Below are 17,915 nucleotides of genomic sequence, written 5' to 3'. Positions count from 1 at the left end.
CCATGAACAAACAAACCGTCCACCAGCTGATTCTCGACAAGTTGCGCGTTGATCTCGACATCGCCGAACGCGCCGCACAGACCGCTTACGAAACCGCGACCCACGAAGAAAACATCGCCGAAAACAAGTACGACACCTTGGGGCTGGAGGCGTCCTATCTGGCCGCTGGCCAAGCCAGGCGTGTCGAAGAAATCAGGCAATCGCTGGCGCTGTGCCAAAACCTGATACTGCGCCCTTATGACCAGCGGCGCGGTATTGAAGTCGGAGCGCTACTGGGCCTGGAGGACGAAAAGGGTCGCGAGCAATGGCTGTTTCTGGCACCTGATGCGGCGGGCCTGAAGGTCGATCTGGTGGGGCAACTGATTACCGTCATCACCCCGCGCTCACCGCTGGGCAAAAGCCTGCTGGGCAAATTCGAGGGCGATGAGGTGGAGATTCAGGTGGCGGGCGCTCGGCAACAGTTTGCTGTCACCGAGGTCGTATAAACAGGCTTAGTGGACCGGCAATTCGACGCCGTCGAACAGCTCTTCCAGCTCTTGCTTGTTGTGGCACTGGATGGCCTTGGCCATGACTTCGCGAGTCAGGTGCGGGGCGAATTTCTCGATGAAGTCGCACATGAAACCACGCAGGAAAGTGCCGCGACGGAAACCGATCTTGGTGATGCTGGACTCGAACAGCTCACTGGCATCAAGCACCACCAGGTCGCTGTCGAGTTTGGTGTCGACCGCCATTTTCGCCACGATGCCCACGCCCAGTCCAAGGCGGACATAGGTCTTGATCACGTCAGCGTCGGCCGCGGTGAACACCACTTTTGGCGTCAGGCCGCGATGACTGAACGCTTCGTCGAGCTTCGAACGGCCAGTGAAACCGAACACATAGGTCACGATCGGGTATTCGGCCAGCGCTTCGAGGGTCAGCTTCGACAGCTTGGTCAGAGGATGGCCCTGGGGCACGACCACACAGCGGTTCCAGCGATAGCACGGCATCATGACCAGATCGCCAAACAGCTCCAGCGCTTCAGTGGCGATGGCGAAATCCACGGTGCCGTCGGCGGCCATTTCGGCGATCTGCATCGGCGAACCCTGGTGCATGTGCAGGGCCACGTCAGGGTATTGCTTGATGAAATTGCTGATCACCGGCGGCAATGCATAACGCGCCTGGGTGTGGGTGGTGGCGATCGACAGGGTGCCTTTCTTCTCGTTGGAGAACTCCTGGGCGATCTGCTTGATGCTTTCCACCTTGCGCAGAATCTCGCCAGCGGTGGTGATAATGCGCTCGCCGGCCGGGGTGACGCGGGTCAAATGCTTGCCGCTGCGGGCGAAGACCTCGACGCCCAGTTCGTCTTCCAGCAGTCGAATCTGTTTACTGATGCCCGGTTGCGAGGTGTAAAGGCTTTGGGCGGTAGCGGAAACGTTGAGGTCGTGGTGCGCCACTTCCCAGATGTAGCGCAGTTGTTGAAGCTTCATATGAATCCCTCAAAGCAAATAGACGCCACGGGCATCAGCGACGGTATATAACTATATTAATGGCTTGAAGAATAAATCTAGAACTTTTTTATCAAACTGCCACTATTCGTGTTCTAGCGATCCCCTTGGCGACGACGCTGCACCAGCGGCACCAGATAGACCGGCACCTGCGCCAGTTGCAACACGCGCGCGGCGGTGCGCCCCAAAGGCGTTTCCGCCCCAGCAACGTGACTGTGACTACCTAGGATCAGCAAATCGACCGAGAGTTTCTGCGCCTGGTCCAGAATCACCTGTGACGGGTCGCCCTGCAGCACCCGCACCGCCCGAATCCGCTCCAGATCCTGAGCGCCCTCATCCCCCAACTCTTCACGAAAGCTGTCGAGCACCTGCCGTTCGATGTTGGCAATGACCGTGTTCAAGCCCTGACTGTGAAACTCGTTCAACGCCTGCTCGTCGAGATAACTCTGCAGCACCGATTCGGCAAACAGCCCCATGGGCTCAACCGCGTGCACCACGTAGAGGTCGGCATTAAATGTCCGTGCCAATGCCAGGGCATGCTGCATCACCAGTGGTGCGTAGAGGCCGAGGTCAGTGGCATACAGCATCGAATGAATCATATGACCTCCTCGAGTGCCAATATGGCGGAGATTGATTCAGCTTAGCAGTGCCCAGCCGGGTACGACGCCCGGCGTAACATGTTGAACGGCGGGGTTTAAACCTTTTGCTCGTTGCTGATGCCGTGGGGCACATGCCCGGTGGCAACGACTTCGCGGGCCAGTTCGCAATGACCGGCCTGATCGTCGAAGAACACGTCAGCGGCAAAGGCTTCGAGAAAGGCTGACTTGGTCAGGCCTCCGAGGAACAGTGATTCATCCAGACGAATGTCCCACTCTCGCAATGTGCGGATCACCCGTTCATGGGCCGGTGCCGAGCGCGCAGTCACCAGGGCCGTGCGAATCGGACAGGCGTCGTCCGGGAACTCACGCTGCAATAAATTGAGCGCCGCGAGGAACCCCTTGAACGGCCCTCCGCGCAATGGCTCACGGGCGGCTTCGCGCTCGCTGGCCTGGAACGCTTCCAGACCACCGGCCTGATAGACGCGCTCCGATTCGTCGGAAAACAGCACCGCATCACCGTCAAAGGCGATGCGCAATTCATCGCTGGCCGCGCGACTGGCGCCTCCCGACAGAATGGTCGCCGCGGCGAAGCCTGCGTCCAGCGCGTTGCGCACGTCTTCGGCATGGGTCGACAGAAACAAATCGCAACCAAACGCCTTGAGGTATGGATAGGGGCTACGCCCCCCGACAAAGGCTGCGCGGGAAATCGCCAGGCCATAGTGATGGATCGAGTTGAACACCCGCAGGCCGGTGTCGGCACTGTTGCGCGACACCAGGATCACCTCGACCCGGGCGCGGCCAAGGCTGGTATTGAGATTGAGGAGTTTTTGCACCAACGGAAAGGCATCGCCCGGCTCGAGGATTTCGTCCTCATGTTCGATCTGGTATTGCCGGTAGGCCTCGACGCCACTCGACAGGTAGACCTTGTGGCTTTCACTCAAGTCGAACAACGCGCGCGAAGAAATCGCCAGTACCAGCTTGTCGTCAATTGCCTTTGGCATGCCCTTCCCCCTTGGTTGATCGACTCAGGTGTTACGTCGATCGATAAAACTCAAACTGCGATACAAGGCCTCGATGCGTGGCATTTCACATCCCGCCGCTTTGGCGGCGGCCAGTGGACGGGCATAAATGGCGGCCAGTTCCAGCGGGCGCTTGTGCAGGAAGTCGTGATACATGCTTGGCCAGTAATCGGGCATTTTTTCGGTGACCATGAACAGATGCTCGGCATAGCCCGCCGGCACATCATGCCCGCAAGCGATGGCCCCTTGAACCACTTCGGCCATCAGCGCCTTGATCAGCTCGCGGCTGTCGGGATCGGCCATCAACGGTGTAGTGCTCGCCCCGAGTAAAACCGACAGACCGTTATACGGAATATTCCAGACCAGTTTTTGCCAGCGCGCCTGGTGCAGGTTCGCCATCGCCTGGGAATCGATACCGGCGGCACGGAACAGTCCGACACCTTCCTCGACAATTGCCGCACGCGCCGCCTCATTGGCTGCGGGGCCGCTGTGGTAGCCGACATGCACCGCGCCGAGCGCCTGATGGGTAATGACACCCGGACCTTCGCGATGCACACAGATGTAACAAAGCCCGCCGAGCACATGCAGCGAATCGGGGAGTAACTCACGCAGGCTGTCTTCGACGTCCAGGCCGTTTTGCAGCAGCAATACCTTGGCGTTCGGCGCGGCGGCCTGAAGTATGGCGGGCGCCAGGTCCGCATTGCTGGTGGTTTTCGCGCCGATCAGCAGCCAGTCACACGGCGGCATGTCTTCAGCCGTCGAATAGGCCTGGACCGGGTTCAAAGTCATGGCCCCGTAGGGCGCGCTGTCGACGTGAAGCCCGCGTTCGGCCACCGCGGAAAATTCGCTACGCAACAGGAAATGCACATCAAAACCGGCACGCGCCAGCATCACACCGTAAAAACCGCCGATTGCACCGGTTCCGATAACACCGATTGTCGGTTTGGCAACTGCCCCCATCATGGCAACTCCTCTGCTGTTCGACTCAGCGCCTTGCGTACCGCCCGATTGAGTTCGGTGGCGGTCAGGCGCGAGTTCAATGCCCCGAAAAACTCACCGTCGCGTACGACAAACAGCGCCGGCAAATGAAAGACCTGATAACGCGCGACCACTCCACCGTTATTGCCGGCATCGATCCAGCACAGCCGATCGACGGCCAGATCCAGAGACGGCAATTGTTCACGGGCAAAACGGCAACTGGAGCAGCCTACGCTGGTGAATATCACCAGTGAAACGCCGCTCATCGTCAGCAGCCTTTGGTCGGCGTCGAAATCAGTCAGTTCCAATTCGACCACTATACTGGGGGAAACAATGTCAGATGGCCGACACATGGAGTCCGTGTTCATGGGACGTTTTATTCCTCATCCTGACGAAGTGCCCGTTGAATTGACGTTGCTGACACCTGAGTGTATTTCACGGCAACAGCTGAACACTACCAGCCTCGGGGGCATGGCTTGCAACTATCATCGCGCCTGGCGACATGGCACGGCCCTGGAAGTGCGCATGCCGACCGTGAACCCCGACCTGCGATTTCTGGGCTACGTCGCGTGGTGCTTGCGACGCAAACACGGCTATCTGGTGGGCATTGCCTTCGTCGACGAGCAGACGCTGTTCAGCGCGCGGATGGGCGAGCAGGTGTGCCAGATCGAGCGCTTCTGCCGCCAGCATGACGCGCACAATGACCTGCAGGAAGTTCAGGCGCTGGCCCTCGAATGGGTTCAGGAACACGCCGACGAGTTTTCCCACGACACCGTGCGCCAGGCATTTGCACAGTCAATGCTGGATTAAAGCCATTGCTGCCCATTGTCGAGCCACTGTGTAACGCGCTAAGGTTCCGCTCCCCGACGCGCTTAATTTGCTGTGCTCCGCCGCGCGGGTTCGCTGGCGGCCGGCACCCGTGACCTGACGAGTAAACGATGGCTGATTTACCGATCAACGACTTAAACGTCGCCTCCAACGAGACGCTGATCACTCCCGACCAGCTCAAGCGTGACATTCCACTGAGCGACGCTGCCCTGCGCACCGTCACCAAGGGCCGCGAAGTCATTCGCAATATTCTTGATGGCACGGACCACCGCCTGTTCGTGGTCATCGGGCCGTGCTCGATCCACGACATCAAGGCCGCCCACGAATACGCCGAGCACCTGAAGGTGCTGGCTGCCGAAGTGTCCGATACCCTGTATCTGGTCATGCGTGTGTATTTCGAGAAGCCACGCACCACCGTCGGCTGGAAAGGCTTGATCAACGACCCGTACCTGGACGACTCGTTCAAGATCCAGGACGGTCTGCACATCGGTCGTCAATTGCTGCTGGACCTGGCCGAAATGGGCCTGCCAACCGCCACCGAAGCACTCGATCCGATTTCCCCGCAATACCTGCAGGACCTGATCAGTTGGTCGGCGATCGGCGCGCGCACCACAGAATCCCAGACTCACCGCGAAATGGCTTCCGGCCTGTCCTCGGCCGTCGGCTTCAAGAACGGCACCGATGGCGGCCTGACCGTGGCCATCAACGCCCTGCAATCAGTTTCCAGCCCGCACCGCTTCCTGGGCATCAACCAGGAAGGTGGCGTGTCGATCGTGACCACCAAGGGCAATGCCTACGGTCACGTGGTGCTGCGCGGTGGCAACGGCAAGCCGAACTACGACTCGGTCAGCGTCGCCCTCTGCGAGCAGGCGCTGAACAAGGCGAAGATCAAGCCGAACATCATGGTCGATTGCAGCCACGCCAACTCCAACAAGGACCCGGCCCTGCAACCGCTGGTGATGGAAAACGTCGCCAACCAGATCCTCGAAGGCAACAAGTCGATTATCGGCCTGATGGTTGAAAGTCACTTGAACTGGGGCTGCCAGGCGATCCCGAAAGACCTCGCCGATCTGCAATACGGCGTGTCGATCACCGACGCCTGCATCGACTGGTCTGCCACCGAAAGCACCTTGCGCAGCATGCACGCCAAGCTCAAGGACGTGCTGCCTAAACGCGATCGCACCTGATCGCGCCATTGGCTGCAGACAAAAAAACGCCGGGCTGATCCCGGCGTTTTTTTATGCGTTCGTTTTATCAAGCTTACTGGCTCAGCTTGGCGGCATGCCGCTGGTGACGCTCCATGTAGCGCTCGACATAGGAGCACGATGGAATGACCGTGTAGCCCATTTCCTCGGCGTACTGCAGCGCCTGCTCGGTCAGCGCCGCCGCAATGCCGCGACCTCGCAACGCATTGGGCACAAAAGTGCGATAGATATCCAGGGTCTGTTTCCCCAGATCCATATAGGTCAGGTAGGCACGATGACCGTCCACATTGGTCTCGAACTGATGACCAGCCTGGTCATGGTGGATGGACAACGCCTCGCTCATCACTACTCCTCGCGGGTCTTGGATTCCGACCCCTACCTTACCGATGTTTTTCCGGCGAAGAAACATCTACGCCACCCCGTGCCTGAATGGACACCGAGAAGAGCTACACCGATCTCGCCCAACCGAGCACGTACAAATAGTAGGCACCATTGGCAAAAATGCTCAAGGTACGCTCGTCATCACGCAGGTTGGCGGGTGCCGCTCCGGGTTACGCAGGGCTGGCTCGACCGAAGATCTCCCCCCGGTTCGATAGCCTGAACATTGCCGGATGTTGAGACTTGAGACGAACGCCCTTTGTTAAAGTCACCTGAACATGGAGAAAGATATGAGAGGCGCCGCACAAGATCCGAACGAAAGTGTAGACGAATCCATCTAGACACACTTTAGCCAAGACCGGGGAGAAGTGCCTTCCAGAGCGGGGAACTTTTCCTTGTTGGCTCGCTCAGGCTCGGGCCTTGTAGCTGGATATTTTTTAAACAATGCAGTTAAAAGTTGCTCGAAAAAGAATCAACGCCTACAATTTTTTAGGCTTCTTGCTTTACGTCAGTTTACTTACGACAAGTAATGAGTACTATGTATGCCGGCTAATTCCTCACTCTGAGGAGATAGCTAATTAATGGAAAGTCCTTGAAGGGGAACACGATGAACAACGTTCTGAAATTCTCTGCTCTGGCTCTGGCCGCAGTTCTGGCTACCGGTTGCAGCAGCGCATCGAAAGAAACCGAAGCACGTCTGACTGCTACTGAAGACGCAGCAGCTCGCTCCCAGGCTCGTGCAGACGAAGCTTACCGTAAAGCTGATGAAGCTCTGGCTGCTGCTCAAAAAGCACAACAGACTGCTGACGAAGCTAACGAGCGTGCTCTGCGCATGCTGGACAAAGCTAGCCGCAAGTAATAATCCTTCGGGATTGTTATCAAGCCGACCCATTTTTTGGGTCGGCTTTTTTATTGCTCTGCGTTTCTCGCAGGCAATAAAAAACCCGCCGACGCGGCCTGCGTCGGCGGGTTCATTCAAGGCTTATTGCATCGGGTCGAGTGGTGCACTCGTGACCATCGGCGCGGAATTGCTCGGCACGGCGATTTCCACCGGCAGGCCCTCTTCTGCAGCGACGACGTCGCGCACCACGTCCCAGTTCATGCGCAGGTTGTTGGTGATGTCTTCACGCTTGAGCATCGCGTTGATTACCGCAGTATGCTTGTCGACCACCGAAGGGTTGCCGCTGTCATCGAGCGGGGTGTGAGCTTCGAGATACACCTTGCCGCCACTCACGCCGAACTTGTACGGATCGTTGATGATACGAACCGAGGTACCCACCGGCACCATGCCGGCCATCTCCAGCACGTTGTTGTTGAACATGCGGAAGCAACCGTGGCTGGTGCGCATGCCGATGCCGAATTTCTTGTTCGAGCCGTGAATCAGGTAGCCAGGCGTGCCCAGGCTGAACTTGAACGGCCCCAGCGGGTTATCCGGTCCAGCCGGCACCACGTTCGGCAACGGGTCACCGTCGGCGGCGTGCTCAGCCTTGATCGACGCTGGAGGGGTCCAGGTCGGATTAGGCGTTTTCGCAGTGATGGTGGTGTGGGCGATTGGCGAGCCCCAGCCCTCACGCCCGATCCCCAGCGGGAAGGTGTACACCACGTTCTTGCCTTTCGGGTAGTAGTAGAGGCGGTACTCGGCGAGGTTGATCACGATGCCTTCACGCGGACCCGGCGGCAGGATGAAGCGAGTCGGCAGGATGATTTCAGTGCCGGCGCCCGGCAGCCAGGCATCGACACCCGGGTTGGCCGCGACCATTTCCGTGTAGCCCAGATCATAGGCCGTGCCGAGGTCGGCAAAAGTGTCTTCGTATTTGGCCTTGATCACCTGTACCTGACCGATGATGTCCTCACCGGGTGGTGGCAGGGGGAACTCCAACGCTGCGGCTGGGCCGGCCACAAACAGGGCGGCAAGGGTAAGGCAGCGGGTGACGGCAGGAAAGCGCGGCAACATCCGGAAAATCCTTCGCATGATCAACAGAGGGTATAAGGACGCGATTGTACACCGCCGTCCGTTATTTCGGGGAGCTGGCCGATAGCTTGCTATCGTTGACGATTTACAGCTCGAACCGCAGCTCTGGCCAGATCGGCGAGGTGCCGCGTTTTTGCGACTCGAGAATCGCCCGACACAACGAACACAGGCGCTGGTCCTGGAACACCCGGCGATCGACACTCGACCAGCGCGGCTGCGCCGGCAGCAGGCTGCCACACAAGGTACGGTCCGCCGAGCCGCCCAGCTCCAGCTGACGGGTCACCAGATGCACCCGCACTTCCTGGCAGGCGAACAGATCCAGCTGCTCGTCAGGCTCGATCAGTTGATAGGCAAAAAGTGACCAGGCGGGACGCGGCATCGGGGGCTCCAAATCGGGGGCGCCACCTTAGCCGAAAGCCCGCGCCTAGAAAAGAGTCATAACAGCGGTTTTAAGGTAGGCCAGACATTCTCCAGCAACTTGTCCTGGGCCCCGGCTGCCGGGTGTATGCCGTCGGCCTGCATCAAGTCCGGATGACCGCCCACGCCGTCGAGGAAAAACGGCACCAGCGGGATGTTTTTCTCGTTGGCCAGATTGCTGTAGACCTCGGCGAAGGCGTCGGTGTAACGCTTGCCATAATTGGGCGGCAGCTGCATGCCGAGCAACAGTACCTTGGCACCGCTGGCACGGGAACTGTCGATCATCGAGGCAAGATTTTGTTGCAATTGAGTTGGCGGCATTCCGCGCAGGCCGTCGTTACCCCCAAGTTCGAGGATCACCAACTCCGGCTTATGCTCTGCAAGCAGCGCCGGCAGGCGCGCCTGGCCTCCGGCACTGGTGTCGCCGCTGATGGACGCATTGAACACCTTCTCGTCGAAACCTTCGCGCTTGAGCCGTTGTTCAAGCAGCGACACCCACCCCACCCGGGTATCCAGGCCGAAACCGGCGCTGATACTATCGCCAACGATCAGGACAGTACCCGCCGCTGCGTTCTGGGCCATGCACAGCAAGGCCAGGCCAGCACTCAAAAACCACACACGCATCGGATTCTCCATGGGCGCAAGCATTCTCACCGCGAAGAACCTCAGCAAAGTGGTCCCCAGCGCGGAAGGTGAACTGACTATCCTGCACGAACTCAGCCTGCAATTGAACAAGGGCGACAGCCTGGCCATCGTCGGCGCCTCCGGTTCGGGCAAATCCACCCTCCTCGGCCTGCTCGCCGGCCTCGACCTGCCCAGCAGCGGCGAAGTCACCCTCGCCGGACAAAGCCTGAGCAACCTCGACGAAGACCAGCGCGCCCGCATTCGCGCCGAGCATGTGGGGTTTGTCTTCCAGTCATTTCAGTTGCTCGACAGCCTCAATGCCCTGGAAAACGTCATGTTGCCGCTGGAACTCGACGGCCGTAAAGATGCTCGTGAACGGGCTACCGAATTGCTCAAGCGCGTGGGCCTCGGCCAGCGCCTCACTCATTCGCCACGCCAGCTCTCCGGCGGTGAACAGCAGCGCGTGGCGATAGCCCGGGCGTTTGCCGCCGAGCCCGACGTGCTGTTTGCCGATGAGCCCACCGGCAACCTCGACAGCCATACCGGCGAGCGCATCAGCGACTTGCTGTTCGAACTCAACAAGGAACGCGGCACGACCCTGGTGCTGGTGACCCACGACGAACGCCTGGCACACCGTTGCCGGCGCCTGATCCGCCTCGAAGCCGGCCTGCTGGTCGCCCCTCTGGAGCCTTGATGGCACGCCTGCCGTTTGTGCGCCTGTTCAGCCTCGCCATCCGCCAACTCATGCGCGACGCCCGCGCCGGCGAACTGCGCGTGTTGTTTTTCGCCTTGGTGGTGGCCGTGGCGGCGAGTACGGCCATCGGTTATTTCGGCGCCCGCCTGAACGGCGCCATGATGCTGCGCGCCACCGAGTTTCTCGGCGCCGACCTGTTGCTCGAGGGCAGCTCACCGGCGCGCCCGGAGCAGATAAGAAGCGGCACCGATCTGGGCCTCGAACATGCGCAAGTGGTGGAGTTTTCCAGCGTCATCGCCACCGACAATGGCATTCAACTGTCGAGTATCAAGGCCGCCGATAATGCCTACCCATTGCGCGGCGAACTGAAAAGCGCGCCTGCCCCATTCGCCCCGGAAACGCATGGTGGCGGGCCGAAACCCGGCGAAGCCTGGGTCGAAGCCCGATTGCTGACCGCGCTGAACCTGAAGATCGGCGACAGCATCGATGTCGGCATGAAAACCCTGACCCTGGCGCGGGTGCTGACCTACGAACCCGACCGTGCCGGCAATTTCTACAGCCTGACACCGCGGGTTCTGATCAATCTCGACGACCTCGCAGCAACAGGCGTGGTGCAACCCGGCAGTCGAGTCAGTTATCGCGAGCTCTGGCGTGGCAATGCCCGGGCGCTGGAAACCTATCGCCATCTGATCAAGCCTGGTCTGGCGGCCAACCAGCGCATCCAGGACGCCCGCGATGGCAACCGGCAGATTGGCGGTGCGCTCGGCAAGGCCGAACGTTACCTGAACATGGCCAGTCTGGTGGCGGTCTTGCTCGCCGGGGTGGCGGTGGCATTGTCGGCGACGCGCTTCGCCACCCGCCGCTTCGATGCCAGCGCGCTGTTGCGCTGCCTGGGCCTGTCCCGGCGCGAAACCCTGGTGCTGTTCAGTCTGCAACTGACCGTGCTCGGACTACTCGCCAGCATCAGCGGCGCGGCCATTGGCTGGCTGGCGCAACTCGGTCTGTTTGCCTTGCTGCACGACTTGTTGCCGAGCGACGTGCCACCGGGCGGCCTGTTCCCGGCCTTCGCCGGAATCGGTACCGGGCTGGTGGCATTGGCCGGGTTTGCCTTGCCGCCATTGGCGGCATTGGGCCGGGTGCCGCCCTTGCGGGTGTTGCGCCGCGACATGCTGCCCATTCCGTCCAGTACCTGGATGGTTTATGGCGCCGCGTTGGCTGCACTGGGCCTGATCATGTGGCGCCTGAGCCTGGATCTGCTGCTGACGTTCGCCCTGTTGGGCGGCGGCATGATTGCGGCGCTGGTATTGGGTGGGTTGCTGCTACTGCTGTTGAAAAGCCTGCGGCGCATGCTCGCCCGTGCGTCCCTGCCATGGCGCCTCGGTCTTGGCCAATTGCTGCGTCATCCACTGGCTGCCGCAGGTCAGTCCCTGGCGTTCGGCTTGATCCTGCTGTCGATGGCGTTGATCGCTCTGCTTCGCGGCGAGTTGCTGGACACCTGGCAAAACCAGTTACCCAAAAACGCGCCGAATTATTTCGCACTGAACATCCTGCCCGCGGATAAACAAGCCTTTACTGATCGCCTGATCTCACTGTCGGCACAATCGGCCCCCCTCTACCCGGTGGTGCCAGGGCGGCTGATCAGCATCAACGGTGAACCGGTGCAGCAAATCGTCAGCAAGGATTCGGCTGGTGATCGGGCGATCCAGCGCGACCTGAGCCTGACTTGGGCGGCGGACCTGCCGGCGGGCAACAAACTCACGGCGGGCCACTGGTGGCAGGAACAAATCCCGGACGATGTGCCTGGCGTATCGGTAGAAGGCAAGGTCGCTGAAAGCCTGAAACTCAAGCTCGGTGACCACATGGTATTCAGTGTCGGCGGGGTCAACCGCGAGGCGAAGGTCACCAGCCTGCGGGAGATCAACTGGGACAACTTCCAGCCGAATTTCTTCATGATCTTCCAGCCCGGCACCCTGAAGGATCTGCCGGCGACCTATCTGACCAGCTTCTACCTGTCGGCAGGCCATGATCAGCAGATTGTCGATCTGTCCCGCAGTTTTCCGGCAGTGACGATCCTGCAAGTCGAAGCCTTGCTCGAGCAACTGCGCAGCATCCTCGCCCAGGTCACCCTGGCGGTGGAATACGTGCTGCTGTTCGTGTTGGCGGCCGGGATGGCGGTATTGTTTTCCGGCCTGCAGGCGACCCTGGATGAACGCATTCGTCAGGGCGCACTGCTGCGAGCACTGGGGGCGGAACGCCAGTTGCTGGTCAAGGCGCGGCGGATCGAATTTGGTTTGCTGGGCGCCGTCAGCGGATTACTGGCAGCGCTGGGGTCGGAGGTCGTGAGTCTGGTGCTTTACCGTTTCGCCTTTGACCTGCCCTGGCATCCACATCCGTGGCTGTTGCTGCTGCCGCTGATCGGGGCCGTACTGATCGGCGGTGCCGGGGTGTTCGGCACGCGCCGCGCCCTGAACGCCAGCCCCCTGACAGTCCTGCGCGAGGGTTGATACATTCAACCCTGCACCGGTCCCTGAAGATTGCAGTTATTCGAGGGGCTCATCCTGTTTGCGGTATGAAATCTCATTGATCCACCACAACACTTCTCCGGTGGGGGTCTGCACAACGGCCTCGTCCCCTACCTCTTTCTTCAGAAGCGCACGCGCCATCGGCGAATCTATCGAGATGTAATCGTTGCGACCGTAGATCTCGTCATACCCCACGACCCTGAATTTCTTGATGTCCCCTGCCTCGTTTTCGATTTCGACCCAGGCCCCGAAAAACACCCTTCCTTCCTGTTCGGGTGAATACTCGACAACCCGTACATCCTCAAGCCGCTTGCGAAGGTATCGGACGCGCCGATCGATTTCCCGAAGCAGCTTTTTGTTGTACTGATAATCCGCGTTTTCACTACGATCCCCCAGCGATGCCGCCCAGGTGACCTTGCGCGTGGTGTCGGGGCGTTTTTCTCGCCAAAGGAAATCAAGCTCCTGCTTCAAAGCCTCATGACCTTCCTTCGTGATGATGTTGGTGCTCAAGACGGGCCTCTCACTAACAATTATCCGGGCACGAATGTGCAGCGCCCTGTCCACGGGTTCACAGCGAAGACGCCGGTATCCCGGCGCGTTCGTATCATAACTTCAGCCAGCTGCGTTCAGGTAAACCGCATCCAGAGTGGGAGTGGGCAGGATCAAGGCTGCGAAAGTTGAAAACCGTCAGGAGAGAACAAGGACTGATTGCCCGCCACTCAATCGTTAATCAAACGCACCGTTGAGGACTTCATAGATGATCCCGGTTGCCAGCGCGACCAGTATCAAGTCGGTGCCCGCTTGCTGCCATTCATAACCGTCATAATGAGGCAGCCTGCCAATCAATCGACTGTCCAGCTTCTTCGCAATCCCCGGCGGTAGCGGCTTGCCCCGCGCGAGGTTTTTCTGGATGCCGGGGGGCAATGCAGGGCCGGGGCTCCAGTAATCCCGGTATCCGCCCACGATCCCGAGAACGCTTCCATGATTGATACTGGGGCCATCCTCCCAGTCGTCCCCCCCGGCATTTTTGCCTTTGCTGCCCTGCCCACCCTGATTGCCATGGCCCTGGCTGTTTTGCGGATTTCCCTTGCCATTTCCCTGGCCCTTTCCATTACCAGGGTCAGCCCATGCAGCTGCCGACCCGGAGACCAGCGCAAGACAAGCTACAGCAACAACCAATGTGCGAGATGTGAGCATGAGTCGTTCCTTTGGCATGGCTGAATATGTCCATGAACCTTAGACGCTCTTGGCGATGCGGGTTCCGTATCACTTATCCAGCCCGCCCTGGGAGCCAATGATACGAACAAGAGTGGCGACCATTGTCAGTCGGTTTTTTTCCGCCTATCTTATACAAAACCTATACAACAACTTAGCTTATGTACAACAAACACCGAGCCACTCCACACAGTACGTTGACGGTGAATGCCCGCTCGGCGCTCGGGAAATCAGGTTCCTGAACCGCTGCGCCAGTCATCCCTTCATGACAGATTCGCCGATGAACGCTGGGTGACGGGCGTTGAGGCATCAAACCTTGAGTGACCAGCACTCCCCTGCCGCCAGGGGAGTCCCTTTCCTGAAGGCCGTATGGCTGAGAAAAACAACGTGAACCCATCATTAGCCGAGCATTACCGTGAAATTCTCGTCGGCGTCGGCGAGAATCCAGAGCGCGAAGGACTGCTGGACACGCCCAAGCGCGCGGCCAAAGCGATGCAATACCTGTGCAACGGCTACACGATGAGCCTGGAGGACGTGAGCAACGGCGCCCTGTTCGAATCGCAGAACGATGAGATGGTCATCGTGCGCGACATCGAGCTGTATTCATTGTGCGAGCATCACATGCTGCCCTTCATCGGCAAGGCCCATGTGGCCTACCTCCCTACCGGGCGAGTGCTGGGCCTGTCGAAAGTGGCGCGAGTGGTCGACATGTTCGCCCGTCGCTTGCAGATACAGGAAAACCTGACCCGACAAATTGCCGAAGCCATCCAGCACATCACCGATGCAGCCGGAGTGGCCGTGGTTATCGAAGCGAAGCACATGTGCATGATGATGCGCGGCGTAGAGAAGCAAAACTCGGTGATGACCTCGTCGGTCATGCTCGGCGCCTTTCGTGAGTCGTCCACAACGCGCCAGGAGTTCCTGCAACTGATCGGGCGCCGCCCCTAACTTCCGGACGGGAAAACGGTTATCCCCGATTGACTGCCTGGCGCCTGCCGATAGCGGCAATCTCTCTGCTTATGACAGCGAACGCCTACCCTGGTAGGCAAGGAGTGCACCTTGAATCTGCAAGCGTTGACCGAGTGGGCCTCGAAGGGCGAAATCCGCGAACTTGAGCTGCTGTCACTGGAGGGCGGTTTTTATCTGGCACGCGTCAGGCTGGATCACGGTGAGTTCACGCTGCTGGACGATGCCGCGAAACCGATGCACCTGCGCTCCGTCAGTCACCTGCGTGAATTGCTGCAACTTGTCCCGCCCTTTCCCTGCGTGCTGGTGCAGCAGTGTGTTCATGATGAGATGTGCGGCGTGCGTGAAGGCCCCATTGAGTCGATGCGCATGCCTTTTTCGCTGGCTGCGCCTTGGTGAGCCTGTGAACTCGGCCACTGCCCGATGAAAAAGACCCGTCGGTTGTGCCTGGTCCTGGGCGACCAGTTATCGTTTGATCTGGCCTCATTGAAGGGGCTGGATAGCGAGCTCGATGTGGTGTTGCTGGTAGAGGTGATGGAGGAAGCCAGCCACGTCCCCCATCACCCGCAAAAAATCACGCTTATCTTCAGCGCCATGCGCCATTTTGCCGAGGCGTTGCGGCAACGTGGCAGCCGTGTGCAATACATCGCCCTGGATGATCCGCACAACACCGGCTCGGTGCCTGGGGAGTTACAGCGCTGGCAGTCGCTTTTGCAGCCGGAGGAATTGCACCTGACTGAGTGCGGTGACTGGCGCCTGGAGCAGTCGATCAAGGATGTCGGCTTACCGGTCCAGTGGCATGCCGATACGCGCTTTCTCTGTTCCCGTGACGAATTCTCGGCTTGGGCGAAAGGCAAAAAGCAGCTGCGAATGGAGTTTTTCTACCGCGAGATGCGGCGCAAGAGTGGTCTGCTGATCAATGGCGACGGCACTCCAGTGGGCGGCGCCTGGAACTTTGATGCAGAAAACCGCAAGGCCTTGCCCAAAGGCGTAAAACCTCCTTACCCGGCACGCTTTTGCGCGGACTCGATCACCCGAGAAGTAATAGCGCTGGTGAGCAAACACTTCAGCCACCACTACGGCTCCCTGGACACCTTCGACTATCCCGTGACCCACGCCGAGGCACAGGCACTGTGGGACTACTTCCTGGACTATGGCCTGGCCGCCTTTGGCGATTATCAGGATGCCATGGCCAGCGACGAACCCTTTCTGTTCCATGCCCGTATCAGCGCGGCGCTCAATATCGGTCTGCTGGACCTGCGTCAGCTGTGCAGTGATGTGGAAGCCGCCTATTGGTCCGGCAGTATTGCGCTGAATGCGGCCGAAGGATTTATTCGGCAACTGATCGGCTGGCGTGAATACGTGCGTGGCGTCTACTGGCTGAAAATGCCGGACTACGCCAGCGGCAATCTCTTCGGTAACAGCAGGCCGTTGCCGGAGTTCTACTGGACCGGCGACACGCAAATGAACTGCATGCATCAGGCGATTGGCCAGAGCCTGGTACATGCCTACGCTCATCACATCCAGAGACTGATGGTGACCGGCAACTTTGCCCTGCTCGTCGGCGTGGCCCCGAGCCAGATTTGCGACTGGTACCTGGCGATCTACATGGACGCCTTCGACTGGGTAGAACTCCCCAACACACTGGGCATGGTCATGCACGCCGATGGCGGTTATCTGGGCTCGAAACCGTACTGCGCCAGCGGGCAGTACATCAAACGCATGTCTGACTATTGCCGTGACTGCGCGTACAAGGTGAGTGAAAGCACAAGCGAGGACGCCTGCCCCTTCAACTCACTCTATTGGCATTTTCTGATGCGCCATCGCGACCTGCTGCGGGGTAATCAACGCATGGCCATGGTTTACAGAAACCTCGACCGCATGTCAGACGCCAAGCAGCAGGCACTCTGGCAACGTGGCCAGGATCTGCTGGCCAAACTGGATGCCGGAGAAGCGTTTTAGCACTCTGAATTTCAGCAACGGGTGATAAGCCCCTGGCGGGCCACACGGGTCAGTTGCCTGATCACTTCGACCGCCTCTGCGGCGCTGGGCGATTGAATGACCGCCAGATCGAAACTGTCGTTGGCAAACCGGGCCAGGGACTCTCCGTCCTCGACAAACTGGATCAGGAACGCTGCCGGTCCACCGGAACGACGTGGCCAGCCATCGAGATAACGCAAGAGCGTCGGCTGATGTTTACCGCCAAGCAGGATTTTTGGATTGCGCTGGGTGAGATGTGCCGTAATCGGCGCGGGACGTACAACGGGGCTGAGTGCATTCATCGTGTCGTGTCTCTGCCTCAAAAGTCTGCATGGCAGGTGAGAGGCAACACCGAACCAGCGCTTTAGCGGTATTTCGAAGCCTCTTTTCAAAGCTTCTGACGGCCACTCAATGAGTCACCTGGCGCCCCGCAAGTAGCTGTTTAAATCGGCGCATGACGAGCATCCTATTGAAGCTGACCGGACAGTGTCAAGAATGACGCGCAACAAAAAGGCCCGCGCGATGCGGGCCAGATGGGTTGAGTCAGAGCGGTCAGCCGGCGATGGCGCGGTCGGCCGACAGCTTGCCCGCACCTTCGATCAATACGGCGATGCTGCCACCCAGCAGCGCCAGGGCGAACTCATAACCGTTGTTGGCCATGAACAAACCGTTGTGGATGTGCACCGAGAAGATCGCCACCAGCGACAGGAAGGTCAGGCCCAGCGCCGCCGGACGCACCAGCAACCCGATGATCAAGGCCAGGCCGGCAAAAAACTCAGTGCCGCCCGCCAGTGTCGCCATCAGATAGCCCGGCGCCAGGCCGATGCTTTCCATGTACTGCGCTGTGCCGGCCAGGCCATAACCGCCAAACGCGCCAAAGAGTTTCTGCGAGCCGTGGGCAGCGAAGATGATGCCGACAAAAATTCGCAGAACGGTCAGGCCATAGCCGGCGCGGGTAAACAGAACCTTGTTAATCAGTGTGCTCATGCTGCGTCATCCTTAGAGAGTATGGGTTGGTTGGCCGCTATATTAAT

At 59.4% G+C, this 17,915-nt stretch carries 22 protein-coding genes; 9 read left to right on the top strand and 13 right to left on the bottom strand.

The annotated features are described in order from the left end of the window. Window positions 1-2: 2 nt before the first annotated feature. Window positions 3-485, top strand: a complete 483-nt coding sequence (locus ACGJAX_RS14500) for a GreA/GreB family elongation factor (RefSeq protein ID WP_090318069.1) — start codon at window positions 3-5, stop codon at window positions 483-485. Window positions 486-491: 6 nt separating this feature from the next. Here the strand turns inward: ACGJAX_RS14500 and cysB are convergent, their stop codons facing one another. From cysB to ACGJAX_RS14475, 5 genes are all read right to left on the bottom strand, one after another. Continuing rightward, window positions 492-1,466 (bottom strand): HTH-type transcriptional regulator CysB, encoded by a 975-nt coding sequence (gene cysB, locus ACGJAX_RS14495; RefSeq protein WP_007899921.1) that lies wholly within the window; start codon window positions 1,464-1,466, stop codon window positions 492-494. Window positions 1,467-1,579: 113 nt separating this feature from the next. Continuing rightward, window positions 1,580-2,083, bottom strand: a complete 504-nt coding sequence (locus ACGJAX_RS14490) for a universal stress protein (protein WP_090318066.1) — start codon at window positions 2,081-2,083, stop codon at window positions 1,580-1,582. 95 nt (window positions 2,084-2,178) lie between these two features. Beyond that, window positions 2,179-3,084, bottom strand: a complete 906-nt coding sequence (locus tag ACGJAX_RS14485; RefSeq protein WP_090318062.1) for a 5'-nucleotidase — start codon at window positions 3,082-3,084, stop codon at window positions 2,179-2,181. Window positions 3,085-3,108: 24 nt separating this feature from the next. Beyond that, window positions 3,109-4,065 carry a putative 2-dehydropantoate 2-reductase gene (locus tag ACGJAX_RS14480; protein ID WP_247255440.1) on the bottom strand — a complete coding sequence of 319 codons (957 nt, stop codon included), beginning with the start codon at window positions 4,063-4,065 and terminating at the stop codon, window positions 3,109-3,111. Continuing rightward, the gene (locus ACGJAX_RS14475) at window positions 4,062-4,448 is read right to left on the bottom strand and encodes a co-chaperone YbbN (protein WP_248916228.1); all 387 of its coding nucleotides are present in this window, start codon (window positions 4,446-4,448) and stop codon (window positions 4,062-4,064) included. The genes ACGJAX_RS14480 and ACGJAX_RS14475 overlap by 4 nt, the downstream gene beginning before the upstream one ends. Here ACGJAX_RS14475 and ACGJAX_RS14470 point away from each other — a divergent pair. Further along, on the top strand, window positions 4,447-4,890 hold the full coding sequence (locus tag ACGJAX_RS14470) for a PilZ domain-containing protein (RefSeq protein ID WP_247255438.1): 444 nt from the start codon (window positions 4,447-4,449) through the stop codon (window positions 4,888-4,890). The two genes, ACGJAX_RS14475 and ACGJAX_RS14470, sit on opposite strands and share 2 nt — an antisense overlap. 128 nt (window positions 4,891-5,018) lie before the next feature. Next, window positions 5,019-6,095: a 3-deoxy-7-phosphoheptulonate synthase gene (locus ACGJAX_RS14465; protein WP_390959605.1), complete on the top strand. Its 1,077-nt coding sequence runs from the start codon at window positions 5,019-5,021 to the stop codon at window positions 6,093-6,095. 73 nt (window positions 6,096-6,168) lie between these two features. Here ACGJAX_RS14465 and ACGJAX_RS14460 read toward each other — a convergent pair whose 3' ends face one another. Further along, entirely contained in the window at window positions 6,169-6,456 is a 288-nt protein-coding gene (locus ACGJAX_RS14460; RefSeq protein WP_020800382.1) for a GNAT family N-acetyltransferase, read from the bottom strand. 642 nt (window positions 6,457-7,098) lie between these two features. Between ACGJAX_RS14460 and oprI the strand changes: the two genes are divergently transcribed. Then, on the top strand, window positions 7,099-7,350 hold the full coding sequence (gene oprI, locus ACGJAX_RS14455) for an outer membrane lipoprotei OprI (RefSeq protein ID WP_003199355.1): 252 nt from the start codon (window positions 7,099-7,101) through the stop codon (window positions 7,348-7,350). 123 nt (window positions 7,351-7,473) lie between these two features. Here oprI and ACGJAX_RS14450 read toward each other — a convergent pair whose 3' ends face one another. The 3 genes from ACGJAX_RS14450 to ACGJAX_RS14440 form a co-directional block, all read right to left on the bottom strand. Beyond that, entirely contained in the window at window positions 7,474-8,445 is a 972-nt protein-coding gene (locus ACGJAX_RS14450) for a L,D-transpeptidase family protein (protein ID WP_390959602.1), read from the bottom strand. 103 nt (window positions 8,446-8,548) lie between these two features. After that, window positions 8,549-8,842: a hypothetical protein gene (locus ACGJAX_RS14445; RefSeq protein ID WP_003226812.1), complete on the bottom strand. Its 294-nt coding sequence runs from the start codon at window positions 8,840-8,842 to the stop codon at window positions 8,549-8,551. A 56-nt stretch (window positions 8,843-8,898) separates the two neighbouring features. Further along, window positions 8,899-9,504 carry an arylesterase gene (locus ACGJAX_RS14440; RefSeq protein ID WP_090318041.1) on the bottom strand — a complete coding sequence of 202 codons (606 nt, stop codon included), beginning with the start codon at window positions 9,502-9,504 and terminating at the stop codon, window positions 8,899-8,901. Between the two features lie 10 nt (window positions 9,505-9,514). Here ACGJAX_RS14440 and ACGJAX_RS14435 point away from each other — a divergent pair, with 10 nt between their 5' ends. Then, on the top strand, window positions 9,515-10,198 hold the full coding sequence (locus tag ACGJAX_RS14435) for an ATP-binding cassette domain-containing protein (RefSeq protein WP_390959600.1): 684 nt from the start codon (window positions 9,515-9,517) through the stop codon (window positions 10,196-10,198). Then, entirely contained in the window at window positions 10,198-12,702 is a 2,505-nt protein-coding gene (locus ACGJAX_RS14430; RefSeq protein ID WP_390959598.1) for an FtsX-like permease family protein, read from the top strand. Before ACGJAX_RS14435 ends, ACGJAX_RS14430 begins: the two co-directional genes overlap by 1 nt. 36 nt (window positions 12,703-12,738) lie before the next feature. Here the strand turns inward: ACGJAX_RS14430 and greB are convergent, their stop codons facing one another. After that, window positions 12,739-13,230 (bottom strand): transcription elongation factor GreB, encoded by a 492-nt coding sequence (gene greB, locus ACGJAX_RS14425; protein WP_390959596.1) that lies wholly within the window; start codon window positions 13,228-13,230, stop codon window positions 12,739-12,741. A gap of 216 nt (window positions 13,231-13,446) precedes the next feature. Beyond that, entirely contained in the window at window positions 13,447-13,917 is a 471-nt protein-coding gene (locus tag ACGJAX_RS14420) for an anti-virulence regulator CigR family protein (RefSeq protein ID WP_390959594.1), read from the bottom strand. Window positions 13,918-14,322: 405 nt separating this feature from the next. Here ACGJAX_RS14420 and folE point away from each other — a divergent pair, with 405 nt between their 5' ends. From folE to ACGJAX_RS14405, 3 genes are all read left to right on the top strand, one after another. Continuing rightward, a complete protein-coding gene (gene folE / locus ACGJAX_RS14415) occupies window positions 14,323-14,883 on the top strand; it encodes a GTP cyclohydrolase I FolE (RefSeq protein WP_390959592.1) in 561 nt (186 codons plus the stop codon). Window positions 14,884-14,994: 111 nt separating this feature from the next. Next, window positions 14,995-15,300: a DUF6482 family protein gene (locus tag ACGJAX_RS14410; RefSeq protein WP_248916225.1), complete on the top strand. Its 306-nt coding sequence runs from the start codon at window positions 14,995-14,997 to the stop codon at window positions 15,298-15,300. Between the two features lie 24 nt (window positions 15,301-15,324). Further along, entirely contained in the window at window positions 15,325-16,863 is a 1,539-nt protein-coding gene (locus ACGJAX_RS14405) for a cryptochrome/photolyase family protein (RefSeq protein WP_248916224.1), read from the top strand. Between the two features lie 11 nt (window positions 16,864-16,874). On the opposite strand, the gene ACGJAX_RS14400 is transcribed toward ACGJAX_RS14405, so the two are convergent. After that, window positions 16,875-17,183, bottom strand: a complete 309-nt coding sequence (locus ACGJAX_RS14400) for a class I SAM-dependent methyltransferase (protein ID WP_390959590.1) — start codon at window positions 17,181-17,183, stop codon at window positions 16,875-16,877. A gap of 250 nt (window positions 17,184-17,433) precedes the next feature. Beyond that, complete coding sequence (locus ACGJAX_RS14395; protein ID WP_090318016.1) at window positions 17,434-17,868, bottom strand: DoxX family protein; 435 nt, start codon at window positions 17,866-17,868, stop codon at window positions 17,434-17,436. Window positions 17,869-17,915: the final 47 nt, after the last annotated feature.

It is taken from the genome of Pseudomonas moorei, from assembly GCF_042846945.1.
GTDB lineage: Bacteria > Pseudomonadota > Gammaproteobacteria > Pseudomonadales > Pseudomonadaceae > Aquipseudomonas > Aquipseudomonas moorei.
This window is presented reverse-complemented; position numbering and strand designations above follow the sequence as displayed.

Excerpts from the sequence above, each read along its gene's own strand:
- ACGJAX_RS14490 (WP_090318066.1), bottom strand. The coding sequence starts at position 2,083 with ATGATTCATTCGATGCTGTATGCCACTGACCTCGGCCTCTACGCACCA.
- ACGJAX_RS14500 (WP_090318069.1), top strand. The coding sequence starts at position 3 with ATGAACAAACAAACCGTCCACCAGCTGATTCTCGACAAGTTGCGCGTT.
- ACGJAX_RS14485 (WP_090318062.1), bottom strand. The coding sequence starts at position 3,084 with ATGCCAAAGGCAATTGACGACAAGCTGGTACTGGCGATTTCTTCGCGC.
- ACGJAX_RS14435 (WP_390959600.1), top strand. The coding sequence starts at position 9,515 with ATGGGCGCAAGCATTCTCACCGCGAAGAACCTCAGCAAAGTGGTCCCC.
- ACGJAX_RS14475 (WP_248916228.1), bottom strand. The coding sequence starts at position 4,448 with ATGAACACGGACTCCATGTGTCGGCCATCTGACATTGTTTCCCCCAGT.
- ACGJAX_RS14470 (WP_247255438.1), top strand. The coding sequence starts at position 4,447 with ATGGGACGTTTTATTCCTCATCCTGACGAAGTGCCCGTTGAATTGACG.
- ACGJAX_RS14480 (WP_247255440.1), bottom strand. The coding sequence starts at position 4,065 with ATGATGGGGGCAGTTGCCAAACCGACAATCGGTGTTATCGGAACCGGT.
- cysB (WP_007899921.1), bottom strand. The coding sequence starts at position 1,466 with ATGAAGCTTCAACAACTGCGCTACATCTGGGAAGTGGCGCACCACGAC.
- oprI (WP_003199355.1), top strand. The coding sequence starts at position 7,099 with ATGAACAACGTTCTGAAATTCTCTGCTCTGGCTCTGGCCGCAGTTCTG.
- ACGJAX_RS14430 (WP_390959598.1), top strand. The coding sequence starts at position 10,198 with ATGGCACGCCTGCCGTTTGTGCGCCTGTTCAGCCTCGCCATCCGCCAA.
- ACGJAX_RS14400 (WP_390959590.1), bottom strand. The coding sequence starts at position 17,183 with ATGAATGCACTCAGCCCCGTTGTACGTCCCGCGCCGATTACGGCACAT.
- ACGJAX_RS14445 (WP_003226812.1), bottom strand. The coding sequence starts at position 8,842 with ATGCCGCGTCCCGCCTGGTCACTTTTTGCCTATCAACTGATCGAGCCT.
- ACGJAX_RS14465 (WP_390959605.1), top strand. The coding sequence starts at position 5,019 with ATGGCTGATTTACCGATCAACGACTTAAACGTCGCCTCCAACGAGACG.
- ACGJAX_RS14440 (WP_090318041.1), bottom strand. The coding sequence starts at position 9,504 with ATGCGTGTGTGGTTTTTGAGTGCTGGCCTGGCCTTGCTGTGCATGGCC.
- ACGJAX_RS14450 (WP_390959602.1), bottom strand. The coding sequence starts at position 8,445 with ATGTTGCCGCGCTTTCCTGCCGTCACCCGCTGCCTTACCCTTGCCGCC.
- ACGJAX_RS14460 (WP_020800382.1), bottom strand. The coding sequence starts at position 6,456 with ATGAGCGAGGCGTTGTCCATCCACCATGACCAGGCTGGTCATCAGTTC.
- ACGJAX_RS14420 (WP_390959594.1), bottom strand. The coding sequence starts at position 13,917 with ATGCTCACATCTCGCACATTGGTTGTTGCTGTAGCTTGTCTTGCGCTG.
- ACGJAX_RS14395 (WP_090318016.1), bottom strand. The coding sequence starts at position 17,868 with ATGAGCACACTGATTAACAAGGTTCTGTTTACCCGCGCCGGCTATGGC.
- ACGJAX_RS14405 (WP_248916224.1), top strand. The coding sequence starts at position 15,325 with ATGAAAAAGACCCGTCGGTTGTGCCTGGTCCTGGGCGACCAGTTATCG.